Below are 15,395 nucleotides of genomic sequence, written 5' to 3'. Positions count from 1 at the left end.
GGGACATTCGCGGAGGGAAGTACCCGGTGGCCTGTGCACGCGCCCTGAACAAGAACAAGAACTGACATGACCACAGCCCTCCTCATCTTCGCCTGCACGTTGGTGCTGGTCATCTGGCAGCCTCGCGGCCTCGGCATCGGCTGGAGCGCCATGCTGGGCGCCGTCGTCGCATTGATCTTCGGCGTGGTGCAGCTCGCCGACATCCCCGTCGTCTGGGGCATCGTCTGGAACGCCACCGCGACCTTCATCGCCGTCATCATCATCAGCCTGCTGCTCGATGAAGCCGGCTTCTTCGAATGGGCTGCGCTGCACGTGGCCCGCTGGGGGCGCGGCAACGGCCGGCGGCTGTTCGCCTTCATCGTGCTGCTGGGCGCCGCGGTGTCGGCCCTCTTTGCGAACGACGGTGCGGCGCTGATCCTCACGCCCATCGTGATGGCGATGCTCGTGGCGCTCGGCTTCCGGCCCGCCGCCACGCTCGCCTTCGTCATGGCCGCGGGCTTCATTGCCGACACGGCCAGCCTGCCGCTGATCGTGTCGAACCTCGTGAACATCGTGTCGGCCGACTTCTTCAAGATCGGCTTCAACGACTACGCGGCCGTGATGATCCCGGTGAACCTCGCCGCAGTCGCGGCCAGCCTTCTGGTGCTGATGCTCTACTTTCGCCGCGACATTCCAGCCAGCTACGACGTGGCGCAACTGAGAAACCCCGTGGAAGCCATCCGTGACCCGGCCACCTTCCGGGCCGGCTGGGTCGTGCTGGTGCTGCTGCTCGTCGGCTTCTTCGGGCTGGAGCCGCTGGGCGTGCCGGTCAGCGCCGTGGCGGCCGTGGGTGCCGCCCTTCTTCTGGCCGTGGCTGCGCGCGGACACGTCATCAGCACGCGCAAGGTGCTGCATGGCGCGCCCTGGCAGATCGTCGTCTTCTCGCTGGGCATGTACCTCGTGGTCTACGGGCTGCGCAACGCGGGGCTGACGGGTCAGATCGCGTCGCTGCTCGACGTGTTCGCGCAAGGTGGCGTGTGGGGTGCCGCCATCGGCACCGGCTTCCTGGCCGCGGGGCTCTCATCGGTCATGAACAACATGCCGACCGTGCTCGTGGGCGCGCTTTCCATCGACGCGTCGGGCGCCACGGGCCTCGTGAAGGAAGCCATGATCTACGCCAACGTCATCGGCTGCGACCTGGGCCCGAAGATCACGCCGATCGGCAGCCTGGCCACGTTGCTGTGGCTGCACGTGCTCGAGAAAAAGGGCACGACCATCGCCTGGGGCTACTACTTCAAGGTCGGCATCGCGATGACGCTTCCCGTGCTGGCCGTCACGCTGGCCGCGCTCGCGCTGCGCCTCAGCCTCGGCTGATCCCTTTCATTTTTCTTTCGTCCACCGAGATTCCCATGAGCGACATCACGATCTATCACAACCCCGCCTGCGGCACGTCGCGCAACGTGCTCGCGCTGATCCGCAACACGGGCGACGAACCCACCGTCGTCGAATACCTCAAGACCCCGCCCGACCGCGCCACGCTCACGCAGTTGATCGCAGCGATGGGCGTGCCCGTGCGCGACGTGCTGCGCCAGAAAGGCACGCCCTACGACGAACTGGGCCTTGGCGATCCGACCTGGAGCGACGAACAGCTCATCGACTTCATGTTGCAGCACCCGATCCTCATCAACCGCCCCATCGTCGTCACGCCGCTCGGAACGCGCCTGTGCCGGCCGTCCGAAGAAGTGCTCGACATCCTGCCGAAGCCGCAGCAAGGCGCGTTCGCCAAGGAAGACGGCGAAGCCGTGATCGACGCGAAAGGCCAGCGTGTCGCCAAGCCCTGATCTCCCCCAGCTCGACGCCGATGCGTTCCGCATCCCCAGCCTGCAGGAGCTTCTGCCCACCGCACGCGCCACGCATGCACCGCGCATCCTGCTGCTGTACGGTTCGCTGCGCGAGCGCTCCTACAGCCGCCTGCTGACCGAAGAGGCCGCGCGTCTGCTGCGCGCGATGGGCGCCGAGCCCCGCATCTACGACCCACGCGGCCTGCCGCTGCCCGACGGCGAGCCCGAAGACCATCCGAAGGTGCAGGAGCTGCGCGATCTTGCACAGTGGGCCGAGGGCATGGTGTGGACCTCGCCCGAACGCCACGGCGCCATGACCGGCATCATGAAGGCGCAGATCGACTGGATTCCGCTGGCCGTCGGCTCCGTGCGGCCCACGCAGGGCAAGACGCTCGCGGTGATGGAAGTGTCGGGCGGCTCGCAGTCGTTCAACGCGGTGAACCAGCTGCGCGTGCTGGGTCGGTGGATGCGCATGATCACCATCCCCAACCAGTCGTCGGTGGCCAAGGCCTTTCTCGAGTTCGACGATGCGGGCCGCATGAAGCCCTCGCCGTACTACGAACGCGTGGTCGACGTGATGGAAGAGCTGGTGAAGTTCACGCTGCTCACGCGCGACTGCGCGGACCACCTGGTCGACCGCTACAGCGAGCGGCGTGAGAGCGCCGAGGCGCTGTCCAAGCGCGTCAACCTGCGCAGTATTTAGATACAAGCCCGGCAAGCTTCTTGCAACGGGGACGCCCGTTGCCCGGGCAATTCCCATGGCGACGCGCGGCGCACCGACGTAGATTCCGGCGTAGAACTTGAGCGTCCGTCGCCGTCGCTTTCCCCACTTTGGCCCCGCAGGAGTGTCCATGGACGCATGGTCGAGTCAGCAACTGTCCCCGCTGTACAGGCGCGAGGTCTTCCGTTCGCGCGAGGCCGAAGAGACCGACGCGCGCGTGGCGCGCGAACTGAAGCCGCACCGCAGCGCGTGGGGCGCGGGCGATGTCGATGCCATCTTCTGCCGCGCCGAGATGAGCGCACTGTCGCTGTGCATCCTGCGCTACGGCTGCGACGTCGACATCGAGCCCGACGCGCTCGGCAACTTCGTGCTGGTGCAGATGCCGCTGCGCGGCCGTGCCGACATCCACACCGGCGGGCAGACGCTGCAGATCCATCCCGGCCAGGGCGCCATCATTTCTGCCCACAAGCCGGTGCGCCTGCGCTGGCATGCCGACTGCGAACAGCTGATGCTGAAGATCGAGCTCAGCCGCCTGCAGGAAGTGGCGCGCCATGCCTTTGCGCTGCGCGGCACCGACACCGTGGGCGAGATCGATTTCGACATGCCCCTGCGCCTGGACGACGCGGCGGGCACGCAGTGGTGCCGCATGGTCGCGGGCCTGGCCTCGCTGCTGCCGGCGAACGAGTTCGAGCGCTACGACCCGCGCTGGCTCGCGCACTGCGAAGACAACCTCATGCTCTACCTGCTGTGCCACCGGCCCAACTCGGTGCTGCAGCGGCATGCCGACGCGCAGCGCGGCACCGAAGAAACCAGCCTGCGGCAGCTGCGCCTGGCCGAAGAGTTCATGCGCGAGGGGCTCGACTCGCTGTTGTCGCTCGAAGACGTGGCCCAGGCCGCGGGCGTCACGCGCCGCGGCCTCGCCCTGCTCTTCAAGCGCTACCGCGACCTCTCGCCCGGCGAGGTGCTGCGCAACATGCGCCTCGATGCCGCGCATGCGCAGCTCGCGCGGCACGACGGCGCCAGCGTCACCGAGGTGGCGCTGAACTGCGGCTTCTCGCACCTGAGCCGCTTTGCCGCCTGCTACCGCGAGCGCTTCGGGCAGCTGCCGCGCGACACCGTGCAAGGCACTTCGCGCCTTTCCGTTTCGAGGCATTGAGCGCTGGCGGGGCTGACTGCGGTCGCGCTGCAGTCCTGCATCGCAGGCGGCGCGATGTCTGGTAGAAAACCCCCATGACCGTCTCACTCGCGGCGTCCCTCATCGATCTCGCGCTCGGACTGAAGCTCTCAGCGGCAGACAAGGCCGCCAGCAACCGCTTCTCGCTGGAAGGCGCGAGCTGCCAGCCGGGACCGGACGGTGGACTCGAGATCCGGATACAGCGCATCGAGGCCACCGCACTGCTGCTTGCGTCGGGGCCGTTCGTGCTGGAGATCGGCCGCATCGTTGTGCACGACCTGGTGGCGCAGATACAAACCGACGGCGGCGCGCCGCGCCTCGATGCCATGCAGGCGCGCGAAGTCGAATGTGCGGGCTTGAAGCTGCAAGGCCCCCTCAACATGGCGCCGCACGTGCGCAAGGCAGGCGACGCTTCGCTGACGCCAGACGATGCGTGGCGCCTTGACCCGCTCGGCCAGGCCGAAGGCACGGTCCGCGCACAGATCACCGATGCGCACCTGCTCTTCGACGCCGACGTGACGGTGCCGATCCGGCACGGCCAGATCGACTTCAACGATGCGACCGTCGAACACGTCGGCCCCGACTCGCGCATGGGCATCAGCCGGCTGGGCCTGTATGTCGACGCGCCCAACGGGCGCAGCTACCTGTACCAGTTCGCGTCGGCACCGCTTGCCGGTGTGGAGTTCGAGCACCGCGGCGCGCTGCTGGGCTCGTGGGTCTCCGAGCGCGGTAAGCTGCAACTGCAGGCCTTCGCAGAGTCGACGCTGCGACAAGGCCGCGAGAACCTCGACCCCGGACTGACCGCGCAGGCGCGCCTGTTGATGGCCCGCACCGGGCTGTCGGGCGAGGTCCGGCTCGGCGATGGGCTGCTCGCCATGCCAGGCATGCAAGTGCATCTGCAGGGGCGCGCTGAAGGGGCCAATGCCATCGCGCTGCACTCGAAGTCCGCCGGCCGTGGCTTGACTGCGGACATCGCCTCGCTGTCGGCGCGCGACGCTGCAGCGAGCTGGAAAGGCGCGCAACTCGGCTGCGACGCGTTGACGGGAAAGCTCAAGGTGCAGTTGCTGGTCGAAGGGCCCCCGATGCGCTTCGTGCTCGAACTGGAAAACGCCAGGCTCACGACGCCGCGATTTGCGTCGCCGCACTGAGCGGCGGGCCACGCCGTTCACGAGCCTCAGGACTTCATCGCGCACTGCGCAGCCGTGCGGTCCTGGTAGCGCTCCAGCACAGTGCCGATCACCTTGTTGGCGATGCGCCCGTTCGCATCCTTGGCGATCACGCGCAGGTAGTAGTTCTGGATCGGGAAGTTGTTCGACCCATAGCGAAAGTCGCCGCGCACCGACTTGTAGTTCGCCGCCTTGATCGCCTTGAGCAGCGCGGGCTTGTCGGCCACCTTGCCGCCGACGTCGCGCACGGCGGCGTCCATCGCCATCAGCACGTCGTAGGCCTGGCCGGCATAGAACGACGGGTTACGCCCATTGTTCTGCTGACGGAACGCGGTCACGAAGCGCTGGTTGGCGGCGTTGTCGAGATCGAACGACCAGTGCGCCGTGTTGAACAGGCCGAGCATCGGCTCGCCGACGGCGGGGATCATGTCTTCGTCGGCCGAGAACGCAGTGGAGATGAGCGCCACGTCTTTCGACAGCCCGGCACCGACGAACTGCTTGATGAAGCTCACGCCCATCGCACCGGGCAGAAAGAAGTACAGCGCATCGGGCTTCGACGCGCGAATCTGCGCGAGCTCGGCCGAGTAGTCGAGCTGCCCGAGCTTGGTGTACAGCTCGTCGCCCACGCCGCCCTTGAAGGTGTGCTTGAAGCCATTGATCGCGTCCTTGCCGCCCGGGTAGCTGGGCGCGATCATCGCGACCTTCTTGAAGCCCTTGTCCGAGGCGAACTTGCCGGCCGACTCGTAGTACGCGTCGTTCGGGTACGAGGCGCCGAAGAAGTACGGGTTGCAGCGCGCGCCCGAATAGTCGCTCGGGCCGGTGTTGCTCGACAGATAGGGCACCTTGGCCGCGAAGAGTGGCGGGCCGACGGCCAGCGCGACCGACGAGCCGACGGGCCCGGTGAACAGGTCGATCTTGTCGCGCAGCAGCATGCGCTCGACCACCTGGCGCGCCATCTCGGGGTTGCCGGCCGTGTCGGCCTCGACGAACTCCACCGGCACGCCGCCGAGCTTGCCGCCCAGCTGCTTCATCGCGACGGCGAAGCCGGCCTTGGCCTCGGCACCGCCGACGGCGAAGGGGCCGGACAGGTCCATCGCCAGGCCGACTTTCACGGTCTGCGCCTGCGCGGGTAATGCCAGCGCGCCCACCAGGACGGTGAGCGCGCACAAGACGGATCGGGGCGTGGCCTGCGACATGAAAGATCTCCTCGGGGTGAGTTCGTTGAACGTGGGGGCAGCAGCAAATGCAGGGCGCAGTCTCTGTGCGGCAGCGGCGCCCCGCTATCCGTTTCGTGCACCCCAAACCGCTGCACGAAATGGACAGACAACGCCCCGTCGCGCTCCCCAGAATCGCCGCCGACCCCACCACTTCGAGAGACGAACCGATGAGCGACACCATCGACATTCCCACCGGCGACGGCACCCAGACCTTTCGCGGCTACCTGGCCCTGCCGGCCTCGGGGCGCGGCCCCGGCATCGTGCTGTGCCAGGAGATCTTCGGCATCAACGACTACGTGCGCGAGGTGGCCGACCTCTACGCCGAAGAGGGCTACGTGGTGCTCGCGCCCGACCTGTTCTGGCGCATGGAGCCCGGCGTCGATCTGGGCTACTCGCCCGAAGACTGGCAGCGCGCCTTCGGCTTCTTCCAGAAGTTCGACATCGAAGCCGGCATGGCCGACGTCACGGCCAGCGTGAAGGCGCTGCGCGCGCACCCGGCCTGCACCGGCAAGGTCGGCGCGCTGGGCTTCTGCCTCGGCGGCAAGCTGGCCTACCTGGCCGCCGCGCACTCGGGCGTCGACGCGGCCGTGGGCTACTACGGCGTGGGCATCGAGGGCGCACTCGACCTCGTGCCGAAGATCGAATGCCCGATTGCCCTGCACTTCGCGGAGCTCGACCAGTTCTGCCCGCCCGAGGCCCGCGCCCAGGTGCTCGCAGCCTTCGCCGGCAAGGCCGATGCGCAGATGTACGTCTACCCCGGCGTCGACCATGCCTTCGCACGCACAGGCGGCGACCACTTCGACAAGCCCTCCACGCTCATGGCGCACCAGCGCTCGATGGCGCTGTTCAAGGACGCGATCGGCCCGGTGTACGACCTCTCGGCGCTGTGGGACAAGCACTGCGAGTACGAGTTCGCCACGCGCGACGTGGTCGCCACCATGGCCACGATGGTGGGCGAGCCCTACGTGAACCACATCCCGACCATGACCGGCGGCGTGGGCGCCAGGGAGCTGTCGCGCTTCTACAAGCACCACTTCATTCCGAGCACGCCACCCGACACGCGGCTCACGCCCATCTCGCGCACGGTGGGCGCGACGCAGATCGTGGACGAGATGCTGTTCAGCTTCACCCACACGGTCGAGATCGACTGGCTGCTCCCGGGCATCGCGCCCACCGGCAAGCCGGTGGAGATTCCGCTCGTGGCCATCGTGAAGTTCCGCGGCGACAAGCTGTACCACGAGCACATCTACTGGGACCAGGCCAGCGTGCTGGTGCAGATCGGCCTGCTCGATCCGAAGGGCCTGCCCGTGGCCGGCGCCGAGACCGCACGCAAGCTGGTCGACGAAACGCAGCCGTCGAACACGCTGATGCCGCGCTGGAAAAAATCGACCGCGCTCACCATCGCCGACCCGGCGCTGCCTTTGGGATGAGCGGCGACTCCGACATGCTGGCGCTGGTCGTGGACGCGGTCACGCCGCTCACGCCGGCCATCAAGGCCTTCGTGCTGCGTTCGGCCAACGGCGAGCCCCTGCCGCCGTTCGCGCCGGGCGCGCACCTGGGCGTGCAGGTGGTGCAGGCCAACGGCCACGCGGGGCAGCGCGCGTATTCGCTCGCCAGGCCGCACGACGGCTCGGACCGCTGCGAGATCGCGGTGCTGTGCGAGCCCCAGGGCGCGGGCGGTTCGACCTGGATGCACGCGCTGCAACCCGGCACCAAGTTGACCGCGCATGCGCCGCGCAACGACTTCGCGCTGCACGCGGGCAGCGCACCGCCACTGCTCCTTGCCGGTGGCATCGGCATCACGCCGCTGCTGTGCATGGCGCGCTCACTCGCGGCCGAAGCGCGCCCCTTTGAATTCATCTACGCCACGCGCAGCGAAGAAACCACGGCCTACCTGCACGAGGTGCGCGCGCTCGGTGGCACGGTGGTACATGACGGCGGCGACCCCGCGCGCGGCATTGACCTGCGCGCGCTGCTGGCTGCGCCCGTGCCCGGCCGCCACCTGCATGTGTGCGGTCCGCGCGGCATGGTGCAGGCCGTGGTCGACACCGCCCGCGCGCTCGGCTGGCCCGACGACCACGTGCACTTCGAACTCTTCGCCGGTGCCATCGAGCAGGCGGGCGATGCGCCCTTCGAGGTGCGCACGCTGCGCTCGGGCAAGACGCTGACCGTGGCGCCCCACCAGAGCCTGCTCGACGTGCTCATCGCCGCGGGCCTGGACCCGCTGTACGACTGCCGCCAGGGCGACTGCGGCGTGTGCGTGGTGGACGTGGTCGAGGGCGTGCCCGACCACCGCGACCACAACCTCAGTCCGCGCGAGAAGGCGGACGGCAAGACCCTGTGCAGCTGCGTGTCGCGCGCGAAGACGCCGCTCCTGGTGCTCGACATCTGATGACGTTTCAGGAGACCTACCCGATGAATCCCGTGATCCCCATCATCCCCATCATCCCCATCGCGGCGACAAACCCGATCGACATCCAGTCGCTCGTGCAGCCCGACCGCGTGCACAAGCGCGTCTACACCGACCCCGCCATCTTCGAGCTGGAGATGGACCGCGTGTTCGGCCAGGCCTGGATCTACATCGGCCACGAAAGCCAGGTGCCCAAGCCCGGCGACTACTTCACCACCCGCCTGGGCCGCGAGCCCGTGGTGATGGTGCGGCACACCGACGGCCAGGTGCACGTGATGTTCAACCGCTGCCCGCACAAGGGCGCCAAGCTCGTGCCCGACGGCAGCGGCAGCGCCGGCAAGTTCCTGCGCTGCCTCTACCACGGCTGGACCTTCAAGTGCGACGGCAGCCTGCTGTCGGTGCCGCTGCGCAGCGGCTACGAATGCACGGCGCTCGATTTGAAAGACCCGCAGTACGGCGTGCGCAAGGTGGCGCGCGTGGCCACGCACCGCGGTTTCGTGTTCGCCAGCCTGTCGGAAGACGGGCCGGAGCTGAAAGAATTTCTGGGCGGCGTGGCCACGTCGCTCGACAACTTCTGCGACCGCGCACCCGAGGGCGAAGTCGAGGTGGCGGGCGGCGTGCAACGCGTGATTCAGCGCAACAACTGGAAGATCTTCTTCGAGAACCTGCACGACACCATCCACGCCGTGGCCACGCACGAGTCGTCGTGGCGCGCGGCCAAGGAAGAACACGAGTCGATGCCGGCCGGTACGCCCAAGCCCTTCGAGGTGGTGATCGTCGACGGCAACGGCGAACCGCTGGAGTTCTGGGAGAAGCTGGAGCTCAAGGGCTACGACCACGGCCACGGCTTCATGGAAGGCATCTTCGTGCCGCCGACCGACCCGGTGAGCCTGGCCTACGTGGCATCGCTCGAAGCGGCGAAGGGCGCCGAGCGCACCGACGAGATCCTGCGCGTGAACCGGCACAACACCATCGTGTACCCGAGCTGCTCGCCGCACACCTCGTTCCAGCAGATCCGCGTGATCCGGCCGCTGTCGGTGGACCGCACGCTGGTCGAGATCTTCAGCTTCCGCCTCAAAGGCGCGCCCGAGGCCACCTTCCAGCGCACGCTCAAGTACACGAACATCGTCAACGCGCCCTCGTCGAACGTGATGTCCGACGACCTGGAGGCCTACAACCGCGTGCAGGAAGGCCTGGGCTCCGACGGCGGCGACTGGGTCAGCATGCACCGCGCCGCGGGGCGCGACCAGCCGCTGCCGGGCGGGCGCGCGTCCAACGGCAACAGCGAGATGCCCTCACGCAACATGTTCGCGGCGTGGGCCGGGTACATGGGTATCGATACGGGCGCCAAGACGAACGAACAGACCGGGAGCGCCGAATGAACTTCCGCGACTGGAACGAACAGCAGGACCTCACGCAGTTCCTGCACCACGAGGCACGCCTGCTCGACGAGCACCGCTGGGACGAGTGGCAGAAGCTCTTCACGCCCGACGGCCTGTACTGGGTGCCGTTGGTGCACGGCCAGGTCGACCACCTCAACCATGCGTCGCTGTTCTGCGAGGACGCGCTGCTGCGCTCGATGCGCGCGCGGCGGCTCGAGCAGGCGCGCGCCTATTCGCAGCAGCCGCCCACGCGCACCGTGCACGTGCTGGGCAACATCGCGCTCGAATCGCGCGACGGCGATGCGGTCTGCACCGTGCGCTCGACCTTCCTGCTGCTGGAGTGGCGCAAGACCGAACAGCGCACCTTCGGCGGCAGCGTGCTGCACACGCTGCGCCGCGCCGACGACGGCTGGCGCATCCAGACCAAGCGCATCGACCTCGTCAACTGCGACGCGCCCCACGAAGCCCTGCAGGTGTTCCTGTGAAGGCCGCGCTGCTGGCGATGCACTACCAGAACGACGTGCTGCACGTCGACGGCAAGGTGCGCGTGGGCGTGGCCGCCGACGACCCGGCGCGCCCGCGCCTCATCGCCTCGGCCGCACGGCTCATCGCCGGTGCGCGCGCGAACGGCGTGCCGGTGATCTTCGTGCGCATCGCCTTCGCGGCGGACTACACGGACTGCCTGCGCAACTGCACGCTGTTCCGGCGCGTGGCCGAGAGCGGTGCGGTGCAGGAAGGCAGCTGGGGCGCCGGCTTCTACGACGAGCTCGCGCCGCTGCCGGGCGAGGCCGTCGTCACCCACAAGCGCAACAACCCCTTCTGGGCCAGCGGGCTCGAAGAGGCGGTGCGCGCGACCGGTGCCATCCGCCTGTACGTGGCCGGCATCGCCACCAACCATGTCGTCGAGCACGGCGCGCGCCATGCGAGCGACCTGGGCTACGACGTGGCCGTGGTCGCCGACGCCTGCAGCACCGCGCAGGCGCACCTGCAGGCAGCGAGCCTCGAAACCCTGGCGATGCTCGCGGACGTGGTGCGCGTCGACGATGCCGTCGCGCAGATGGGAGGCCGCACATGACGACGCTGCAAGGCAAGGTCGCGATCGTGACGGGCGCCGCCGCGCTGCTGGGCAGCGCCATCGTGCGCGCCTTCGTGCAGGCCGGCGCGCGCGTGGTGGCGGTCGACATCGACACGGTGCGCGGCGCGGCGCTGGCGGCCGACGTGGGCGCGGACTGCCGCTTCGTCGCCTGCGACATCGCCTCGGACGACGCGCTCGATGCGCTCGTGGCCGGCACGCTGCACACCGAAGGCCGCATCGACTTTCTCATCAACAACGCCGTGGTCTACGGCGATGCAGGCCTGGATTCCGCGCGCGCCGACTGGTTGGGCGCACTGAACGTCAACCTCGTCTCCGGCGCGATGCTGGTGCAGAAGACCGCCGACGCGCTGGCCGCGCACGGCGGTGCCATCGTGAACATGGGCAGCGTCGGTGGCAAGTTCGGCGCGGCGGGCCGGGCGCTGTACCCCGCAGCCAAGGCCGCCATCCTGCAGCTCACGCGCAACCAGGCCGCCACGCTGGCGCCGCGGGGCGTGCGCGTGAACTCGGTGTCGCCGGGCTGGACGTGGTCGGACGCGCTGTCGCGCATGACGAACGGCGACCGCGCACGCGCCGACCGCGTCGGCGCACCGATGCACCCGCTGGGCCGCGTAGGCGACGGCGACGACGTAGCGCAGGTGGTGCTGTTCCTGTGCTCGGACGCGGCGCGCTTCGTGACCGGCGCGGACATTCCGGTCGACGGCGGTTTCTCGATGCTGGGGCCGGACCAGGGGCGGTCGGCGCGCGACTGGTTCGACGCGTAGCAGCGGTTCAGTTGCGCGACTGCCGCAGCGCGCCCGGCGTGCCGCCCAGATGGCGGCGGCACAGGCGCACGAAGTGCGACGCATCGGCCAAGCCGACGCGCAGGCCGATCTGCGCAATGCTCAGTCGGTCGAAGCGCGCATCGGCCAGCATGCGCTGCGCCACCTGCATGCGGCAGGCGGCCAATGCGTTCGCGAAGGTGGTCGCGCCCTCGCCCTCGCCCTCGCCCGCTTTCGCGAGGCAGCGGTGCAGGCTGCGCTCCGAAATACCGAGCCCCTGCGCCACGGCCGCGGCCGTGAGGCCCGGCTCGGCATGGCGCTCGCGCGTGGCGTCGCGCACGCGCTGGCGCAAAGCGGCGCGACCGCATGTGCCGGGCACCGCCACGCCGGGCCCGAGCGCCAGTGCCAGCAACCCGCCGAGCTGGTCGGCCAGCAACGCCGCCGGCAGCGGCGGCCGCAGGGCCACCTCGGGCGACAGCGCCCGGGCAAAGCTGCTGAGCGCCGCGCCCCAGCCGCTGTGCCCGTCGATGCGGTGCGCCACGTGGTCGCCTGCATCGGGCAGCCACGACTCGACCCAGGCGGTCGGCAGCTCGATCGACACGGTGTCGGCCGACTGCTGCAGGTGGAAGGCGTAGCAGCGCCGCGAATCGACCAGCACCGCGTCGCCGGGCAGCAGGCGCGCCGAGCGCTCCTCCTGCACCGCCACCCAGGGCGAGTCGGACTTGCACAGCAGGTAGTAGTAGTTCTGGCGGCTGTGGGCGATGGCGCGGCGCGTGCGGTAGACGTCCTGCGCGCTGCCGCGCACGCGGTTCACATGCAGCGGCCCGAGCGGTGCGGATTCGAGCGAGGCGCCGAAGCCGCCGCTCACCGGGCTGCGCACGTCCATCTCGAGAAAGCCCTCGCAGACCGCGCCGATCCAGTAGTCCAGCCGCTGCGGCGGCGGCACCGCGTCGGTCGACCAGGTGTGGATCGCGGCAGCGGTGGCGGGCGGGGCGACGGAAGTCATCCCGCCAACATAGCCAGCCCGGGCCCGTTTGCCAAGCGGGTATAGACGCCCTCCGACGCCGCGGCGCGCGGGCGCCCGGCACAATCACCGGCTACTTTTTCCAACTGCACATGCACGAAGGGCCCGCACACATGAGCAAGCAGCAAAGCGATTTCGGATTGATCGGCCTGGCCGTGATGGGACAGAACCTGGTGCTGAACGTGGAAAGCCGCGGCTTCCAGGTCAGCGTCTACAACCGCACCGAGGCCACCACCGAGGCCTTCATTGCACAGAACCCGGGCAAGAAGCTCGTGGGCGCCAAGACGCTCGAGGAGTTCGTTCAAAGCCTGGCCAAGCCCCGCAAGATCCAGATCATGGTGAAGGCCGGCGCCCCGGTCGATCAGGTGATCGAACAGCTCATTCCCCTGCTCGAGAAAGACGACATCGTCATCGACGGTGGCAACAGCCTCTACACCGACACCGAGCGCCGCGACGCCTACCTGGCGAGCAAGGGCCTGCGCTTCATCGGCGCGGGTGTGTCGGGCGGCGAAGAAGGCGCGCGCAAGGGGCCGTCGATCATGCCGGGCGGGCCGCTCTCGACCTGGGAGGTGATGAAGCCGATCTTCGAGAGCATCGCGGCCAAGGTGGACGGCGAGCCTTGCGTGATCCACATCGGTCCGGGCGGCGCGGGCCACTACGTGAAGATGGTGCACAACGGCATCGAGTACGGCGACATGCAGCTGATCTGCGAGGCCTACAGCCTGTTCAAGGCCGCAGGCTTCACGACCGACGAGATGGCCGCGATCTTCAACGAGTGGAACGAGGGCGAGCTGCAGAGCTACCTGATCCAGATCACCGCCAAGGCGCTCGAACAGAAAGACCCGGAAACCGGCCAGCCGGTGGTCGACCTCATTCTCGACAAGGCCGGCCAGAAGGGCACGGGCCAGTGGACGCTGCTGAATGCGGCCGAGAACGCGGTGGTCATCAGCACCATCAACGCCGCGGTCGAAGCGCGCGTGCTGTCGTCGCAGAAGAAGGCGCGCGTCGCGGCCAGCCAGCTGCTGCACGGGCCGGTGCCCGCGCTGTCACTCGAGAAGCAGGCGCTGGTGGCCAAGGTGCACGACGCGCTCTATGCCTCGAAGGTCATCAGCTACACGCAGGGCTTCGACCTCATCCAGACGATGGGCGAGAAGAAGGGCTGGAAGCTCGACCTGGCGGGCATCGCGTCGATCTGGCGCGGCGGCTGCATCATCCGCGCGCGCTTCTTGAACCGCATCACCGACGCCTTCCGCACCGACCCGGCGCTGGGCAACCTGATGCTCGACCCGTTCTTTCAGGACCTGCTGAACCGCACGCAGCAGAACTGGCGCGAAGTGGTGGCGCTGGCAGTGAGCAATGGCATTCCGGTGCCGGCCTTCAGCGCGTCGCTGGCCTACTACGACAGCTACCGCACGGCACGACTGAGCGCGAACCTGCTGCAGGCGCAGCGCGATTTCTTCGGGGCGCACACGTACGAGCGCACCGACAAGCCCGAAGGCCAGTTCTTCCACACGGACTGGCCCGAAGTCATCGAGTAAGCAGCGCCCTTGCGCGGCACCGGCACCGGTGCCTGCGGTGGATCAGGCGAGATGCCAGCGCCGGCTGTGCGGCCCCTGCTTCGCGAACACGTGGGCCAGGTGCTTCTTGACCGTGTTGACGCTGATGCCGAGCCGCTCGGCGATCTGCTTGTTGGTCATGTCCCGGTGCATCAGCGACAGCACCTCCTCTTCCCGCGCGGTCAGCCGGACGGCCGGCGTGGTCCCGCCGGACGCCCGCCGTCCGCCGCTGGCCTTCGATCGCAGCAGGGACAGATACAGCGCCTGCAGCACCGGCCCCGGGAAGCCCAGGACGCCTGCCAGCACGGCATCCAGCGCGAGGGCGAGCTGCTCGGCACTCGCGGCCCACTCGATGCTGCCGCGCGCCTGGCTCCGGATCGCCGCGTCCAGGCCCAGCAGCGAGGGCGCCTCCCAGCCGAGGAGCCAGTCGGTGGCTGCAAAGCGGCGGCGCAGATCGCCCAGCCGGTTGACGCTCTCCGGCGAAATCAACGCGATGTCCACCAGCAGCAGACGAGGTGCCTGCGGCCGGCAGAGGGCTTCCAGTTCGGCGAGGCTGTTCATCTGCGCGTACGCGACCTCGTACATCCGCCCGACCCGGTGCCGCGAGGCCAGCAGGCCCAACCCGAACAGCGGGGGTGCGCGGCTGGGGCCGGTGGCGACGAGCACCGGCACGCGGACGTCGGCCGACGGGCGTGGCATGTCGAAGAAGGCCGGCTGAAAACGCTCCGATGCCCAAAGTTCGGATGGCGCGGATGGCGCCGGGGGAGCGAATGGCGACAGGGGACGCAAGCCTTGCATGACCGCCAGCGGATCGGCGTTCCAAGTGGGTGGCCCAACAGACGACAGTGGGACTTGTTCCATAGTTTCCCTCCGCGGTGCTCATGGGGAAGGCAGGCGGATCGTAATGATAAAGACCACAACTTTTTGAGGACAGGTCCGCGGCGCTCGCAAGGTATCAAAGGGTAAGGACGTGCGGCCGGCACGGCGCATCACCCTGTGGGTGACAACTTTTATCCTATGGACGGGGCGCAGCCCTGAGGTTCAGCATCCTTGTCTGCTGATAAGTGAACG

Annotated in this window: 15 protein-coding genes; 12 read left to right on the top strand and 3 right to left on the bottom strand. The window is 68.6% G+C overall.

Going from position 1 to position 15,395, the window contains the following annotated elements; translation table 11 throughout:
• The first annotated feature begins 66 nt into the window (after positions 1–66).
• The 5 genes from RZE79_RS10175 (at position 67) to RZE79_RS10155 (ending at position 4,863) form a co-directional block, all read left to right on the top strand.
• On the top strand, positions 67–1,353 hold the full coding sequence (locus tag RZE79_RS10175; protein ID WP_319360323.1) for an arsenic transporter: 1,287 nt from the start codon (positions 67–69) through the stop codon (positions 1,351–1,353).
• Positions 1,354–1,388: 35 nt separating this feature from the next.
• On the top strand, positions 1,389–1,820 hold the full coding sequence (gene arsC, locus RZE79_RS10170; protein WP_319360322.1) for an arsenate reductase (glutaredoxin): 432 nt from the start codon (positions 1,389–1,391) through the stop codon (positions 1,818–1,820).
• Complete coding sequence (arsH, locus tag RZE79_RS10165; protein WP_319360321.1) at positions 1,804–2,523, top strand: arsenical resistance protein ArsH; 720 nt, start codon at positions 1,804–1,806, stop codon at positions 2,521–2,523. The genes arsC and arsH overlap by 17 nt, the downstream gene beginning before the upstream one ends.
• Positions 2,524–2,671: 148 nt before the next feature.
• Positions 2,672–3,697 (top strand): AraC family transcriptional regulator, encoded by a 1,026-nt coding sequence (locus RZE79_RS10160; protein ID WP_319360320.1) that lies wholly within the window; start codon positions 2,672–2,674, stop codon positions 3,695–3,697.
• A 74-nt stretch (positions 3,698–3,771) separates the two neighbouring features.
• Complete coding sequence (locus RZE79_RS10155) at positions 3,772–4,863, top strand: hypothetical protein (protein ID WP_319360319.1); 1,092 nt, start codon at positions 3,772–3,774, stop codon at positions 4,861–4,863.
• Between the two features lie 26 nt (positions 4,864–4,889).
• Here RZE79_RS10155 and RZE79_RS10150 read toward each other — a convergent pair whose 3' ends face one another.
• Positions 4,890–6,077 carry an ABC transporter substrate-binding protein gene (locus RZE79_RS10150; protein ID WP_319360318.1) on the bottom strand — a complete coding sequence of 396 codons (1,188 nt, stop codon included), beginning with the start codon at positions 6,075–6,077 and terminating at the stop codon, positions 4,890–4,892.
• 188 nt (positions 6,078–6,265) lie between these two features.
• Between RZE79_RS10150 and RZE79_RS10145 the strand changes: the two genes are divergently transcribed.
• The 6 genes from RZE79_RS10145 to RZE79_RS10120 are packed head-to-tail and all read left to right on the top strand — an operon-like array spanning position 6,266 to position 11,747.
• Positions 6,266–7,528, top strand: coding sequence for a dienelactone hydrolase family protein (locus RZE79_RS10145; protein ID WP_319360317.1), 1,263 nt, complete (start codon positions 6,266–6,268; stop codon positions 7,526–7,528).
• Entirely contained in the window at positions 7,525–8,490 is a 966-nt protein-coding gene (locus RZE79_RS10140) for a PDR/VanB family oxidoreductase (RefSeq protein ID WP_319360316.1), read from the top strand. The genes RZE79_RS10145 and RZE79_RS10140 overlap by 4 nt, the downstream gene beginning before the upstream one ends.
• A 23-nt stretch (positions 8,491–8,513) precedes the next feature.
• Positions 8,514–9,890: an aromatic ring-hydroxylating dioxygenase subunit alpha gene (locus tag RZE79_RS10135; RefSeq protein ID WP_319360315.1), complete on the top strand. Its 1,377-nt coding sequence runs from the start codon at positions 8,514–8,516 to the stop codon at positions 9,888–9,890.
• Complete coding sequence (locus tag RZE79_RS10130) at positions 9,887–10,375, top strand: aromatic-ring-hydroxylating dioxygenase subunit beta (protein ID WP_319360314.1); 489 nt, start codon at positions 9,887–9,889, stop codon at positions 10,373–10,375. Before RZE79_RS10135 ends, RZE79_RS10130 begins: the two co-directional genes overlap by 4 nt.
• Positions 10,372–10,965, top strand: coding sequence for a cysteine hydrolase (locus tag RZE79_RS10125; protein WP_319360313.1), 594 nt, complete (start codon positions 10,372–10,374; stop codon positions 10,963–10,965). The genes RZE79_RS10130 and RZE79_RS10125 overlap by 4 nt, the downstream gene beginning before the upstream one ends.
• Positions 10,962–11,747, top strand: a complete 786-nt coding sequence (locus RZE79_RS10120) for an SDR family oxidoreductase (protein ID WP_319360312.1) — start codon at positions 10,962–10,964, stop codon at positions 11,745–11,747. The genes RZE79_RS10125 and RZE79_RS10120 overlap by 4 nt, the downstream gene beginning before the upstream one ends.
• A 7-nt stretch (positions 11,748–11,754) precedes the next feature.
• On the opposite strand, the gene RZE79_RS10115 is transcribed toward RZE79_RS10120, so the two are convergent.
• The gene (locus RZE79_RS10115) at positions 11,755–12,750 is read right to left on the bottom strand and encodes a helix-turn-helix domain-containing protein (protein ID WP_319360311.1); all 996 of its coding nucleotides are present in this window, start codon (positions 12,748–12,750) and stop codon (positions 11,755–11,757) included.
• Between the two features lie 131 nt (positions 12,751–12,881).
• Between RZE79_RS10115 and gnd the strand changes: the two genes are divergently transcribed.
• Positions 12,882–14,306 carry a decarboxylating NADP(+)-dependent phosphogluconate dehydrogenase gene (gnd, locus tag RZE79_RS10110; protein ID WP_319360310.1) on the top strand — a complete coding sequence of 475 codons (1,425 nt, stop codon included), beginning with the start codon at positions 12,882–12,884 and terminating at the stop codon, positions 14,304–14,306.
• A gap of 42 nt (positions 14,307–14,348) precedes the next feature.
• Here gnd and RZE79_RS10105 read toward each other — a convergent pair whose 3' ends face one another.
• A complete protein-coding gene (locus RZE79_RS10105; RefSeq protein WP_319360309.1) occupies positions 14,349–15,023 on the bottom strand; it encodes a LuxR C-terminal-related transcriptional regulator in 675 nt (224 codons plus the stop codon).
• Positions 15,024–15,395 lie beyond the last annotated feature (372 nt).

Origin of the sequence: Variovorax sp. EBFNA2, from assembly GCF_033802765.1 — a bacterium.
Classification (GTDB): domain Bacteria; phylum Pseudomonadota; class Gammaproteobacteria; order Burkholderiales; family Burkholderiaceae_C; genus Variovorax; species Variovorax paradoxus_H.
This window is presented reverse-complemented; position numbering and strand designations above follow the sequence as displayed.

What these genes read in the sequence shown, in the direction of transcription:
- RZE79_RS10175 (WP_319360323.1), top strand. Translation starts at nt 67, where the DNA reads ATGACCACAGCCCTCCTCATCTTCGCCTGCACGTTGGTGCTGGTCATC.
- arsC (WP_319360322.1), top strand. Translation starts at nt 1,389, where the DNA reads ATGAGCGACATCACGATCTATCACAACCCCGCCTGCGGCACGTCGCGC.
- RZE79_RS10160 (WP_319360320.1), top strand. Translation starts at nt 2,672, where the DNA reads ATGGACGCATGGTCGAGTCAGCAACTGTCCCCGCTGTACAGGCGCGAG.
- RZE79_RS10155 (WP_319360319.1), top strand. Translation starts at nt 3,772, where the DNA reads ATGACCGTCTCACTCGCGGCGTCCCTCATCGATCTCGCGCTCGGACTG.
- RZE79_RS10150 (WP_319360318.1), bottom strand. Translation starts at nt 6,077, where the DNA reads ATGTCGCAGGCCACGCCCCGATCCGTCTTGTGCGCGCTCACCGTCCTG.
- RZE79_RS10145 (WP_319360317.1), top strand. Translation starts at nt 6,266, where the DNA reads ATGAGCGACACCATCGACATTCCCACCGGCGACGGCACCCAGACCTTT.
- RZE79_RS10140 (WP_319360316.1), top strand. Translation starts at nt 7,525, where the DNA reads ATGAGCGGCGACTCCGACATGCTGGCGCTGGTCGTGGACGCGGTCACG.
- RZE79_RS10135 (WP_319360315.1), top strand. Translation starts at nt 8,514, where the DNA reads ATGAATCCCGTGATCCCCATCATCCCCATCATCCCCATCGCGGCGACA.
- RZE79_RS10130 (WP_319360314.1), top strand. Translation starts at nt 9,887, where the DNA reads ATGAACTTCCGCGACTGGAACGAACAGCAGGACCTCACGCAGTTCCTG.
- RZE79_RS10120 (WP_319360312.1), top strand. Translation starts at nt 10,962, where the DNA reads ATGACGACGCTGCAAGGCAAGGTCGCGATCGTGACGGGCGCCGCCGCG.
- RZE79_RS10115 (WP_319360311.1), bottom strand. Translation starts at nt 12,750, where the DNA reads ATGACTTCCGTCGCCCCGCCCGCCACCGCTGCCGCGATCCACACCTGG.
- gnd (WP_319360310.1), top strand. Translation starts at nt 12,882, where the DNA reads ATGAGCAAGCAGCAAAGCGATTTCGGATTGATCGGCCTGGCCGTGATG.
- RZE79_RS10105 (WP_319360309.1), bottom strand. Translation starts at nt 15,023, where the DNA reads ATGCCACGCCCGTCGGCCGACGTCCGCGTGCCGGTGCTCGTCGCCACC.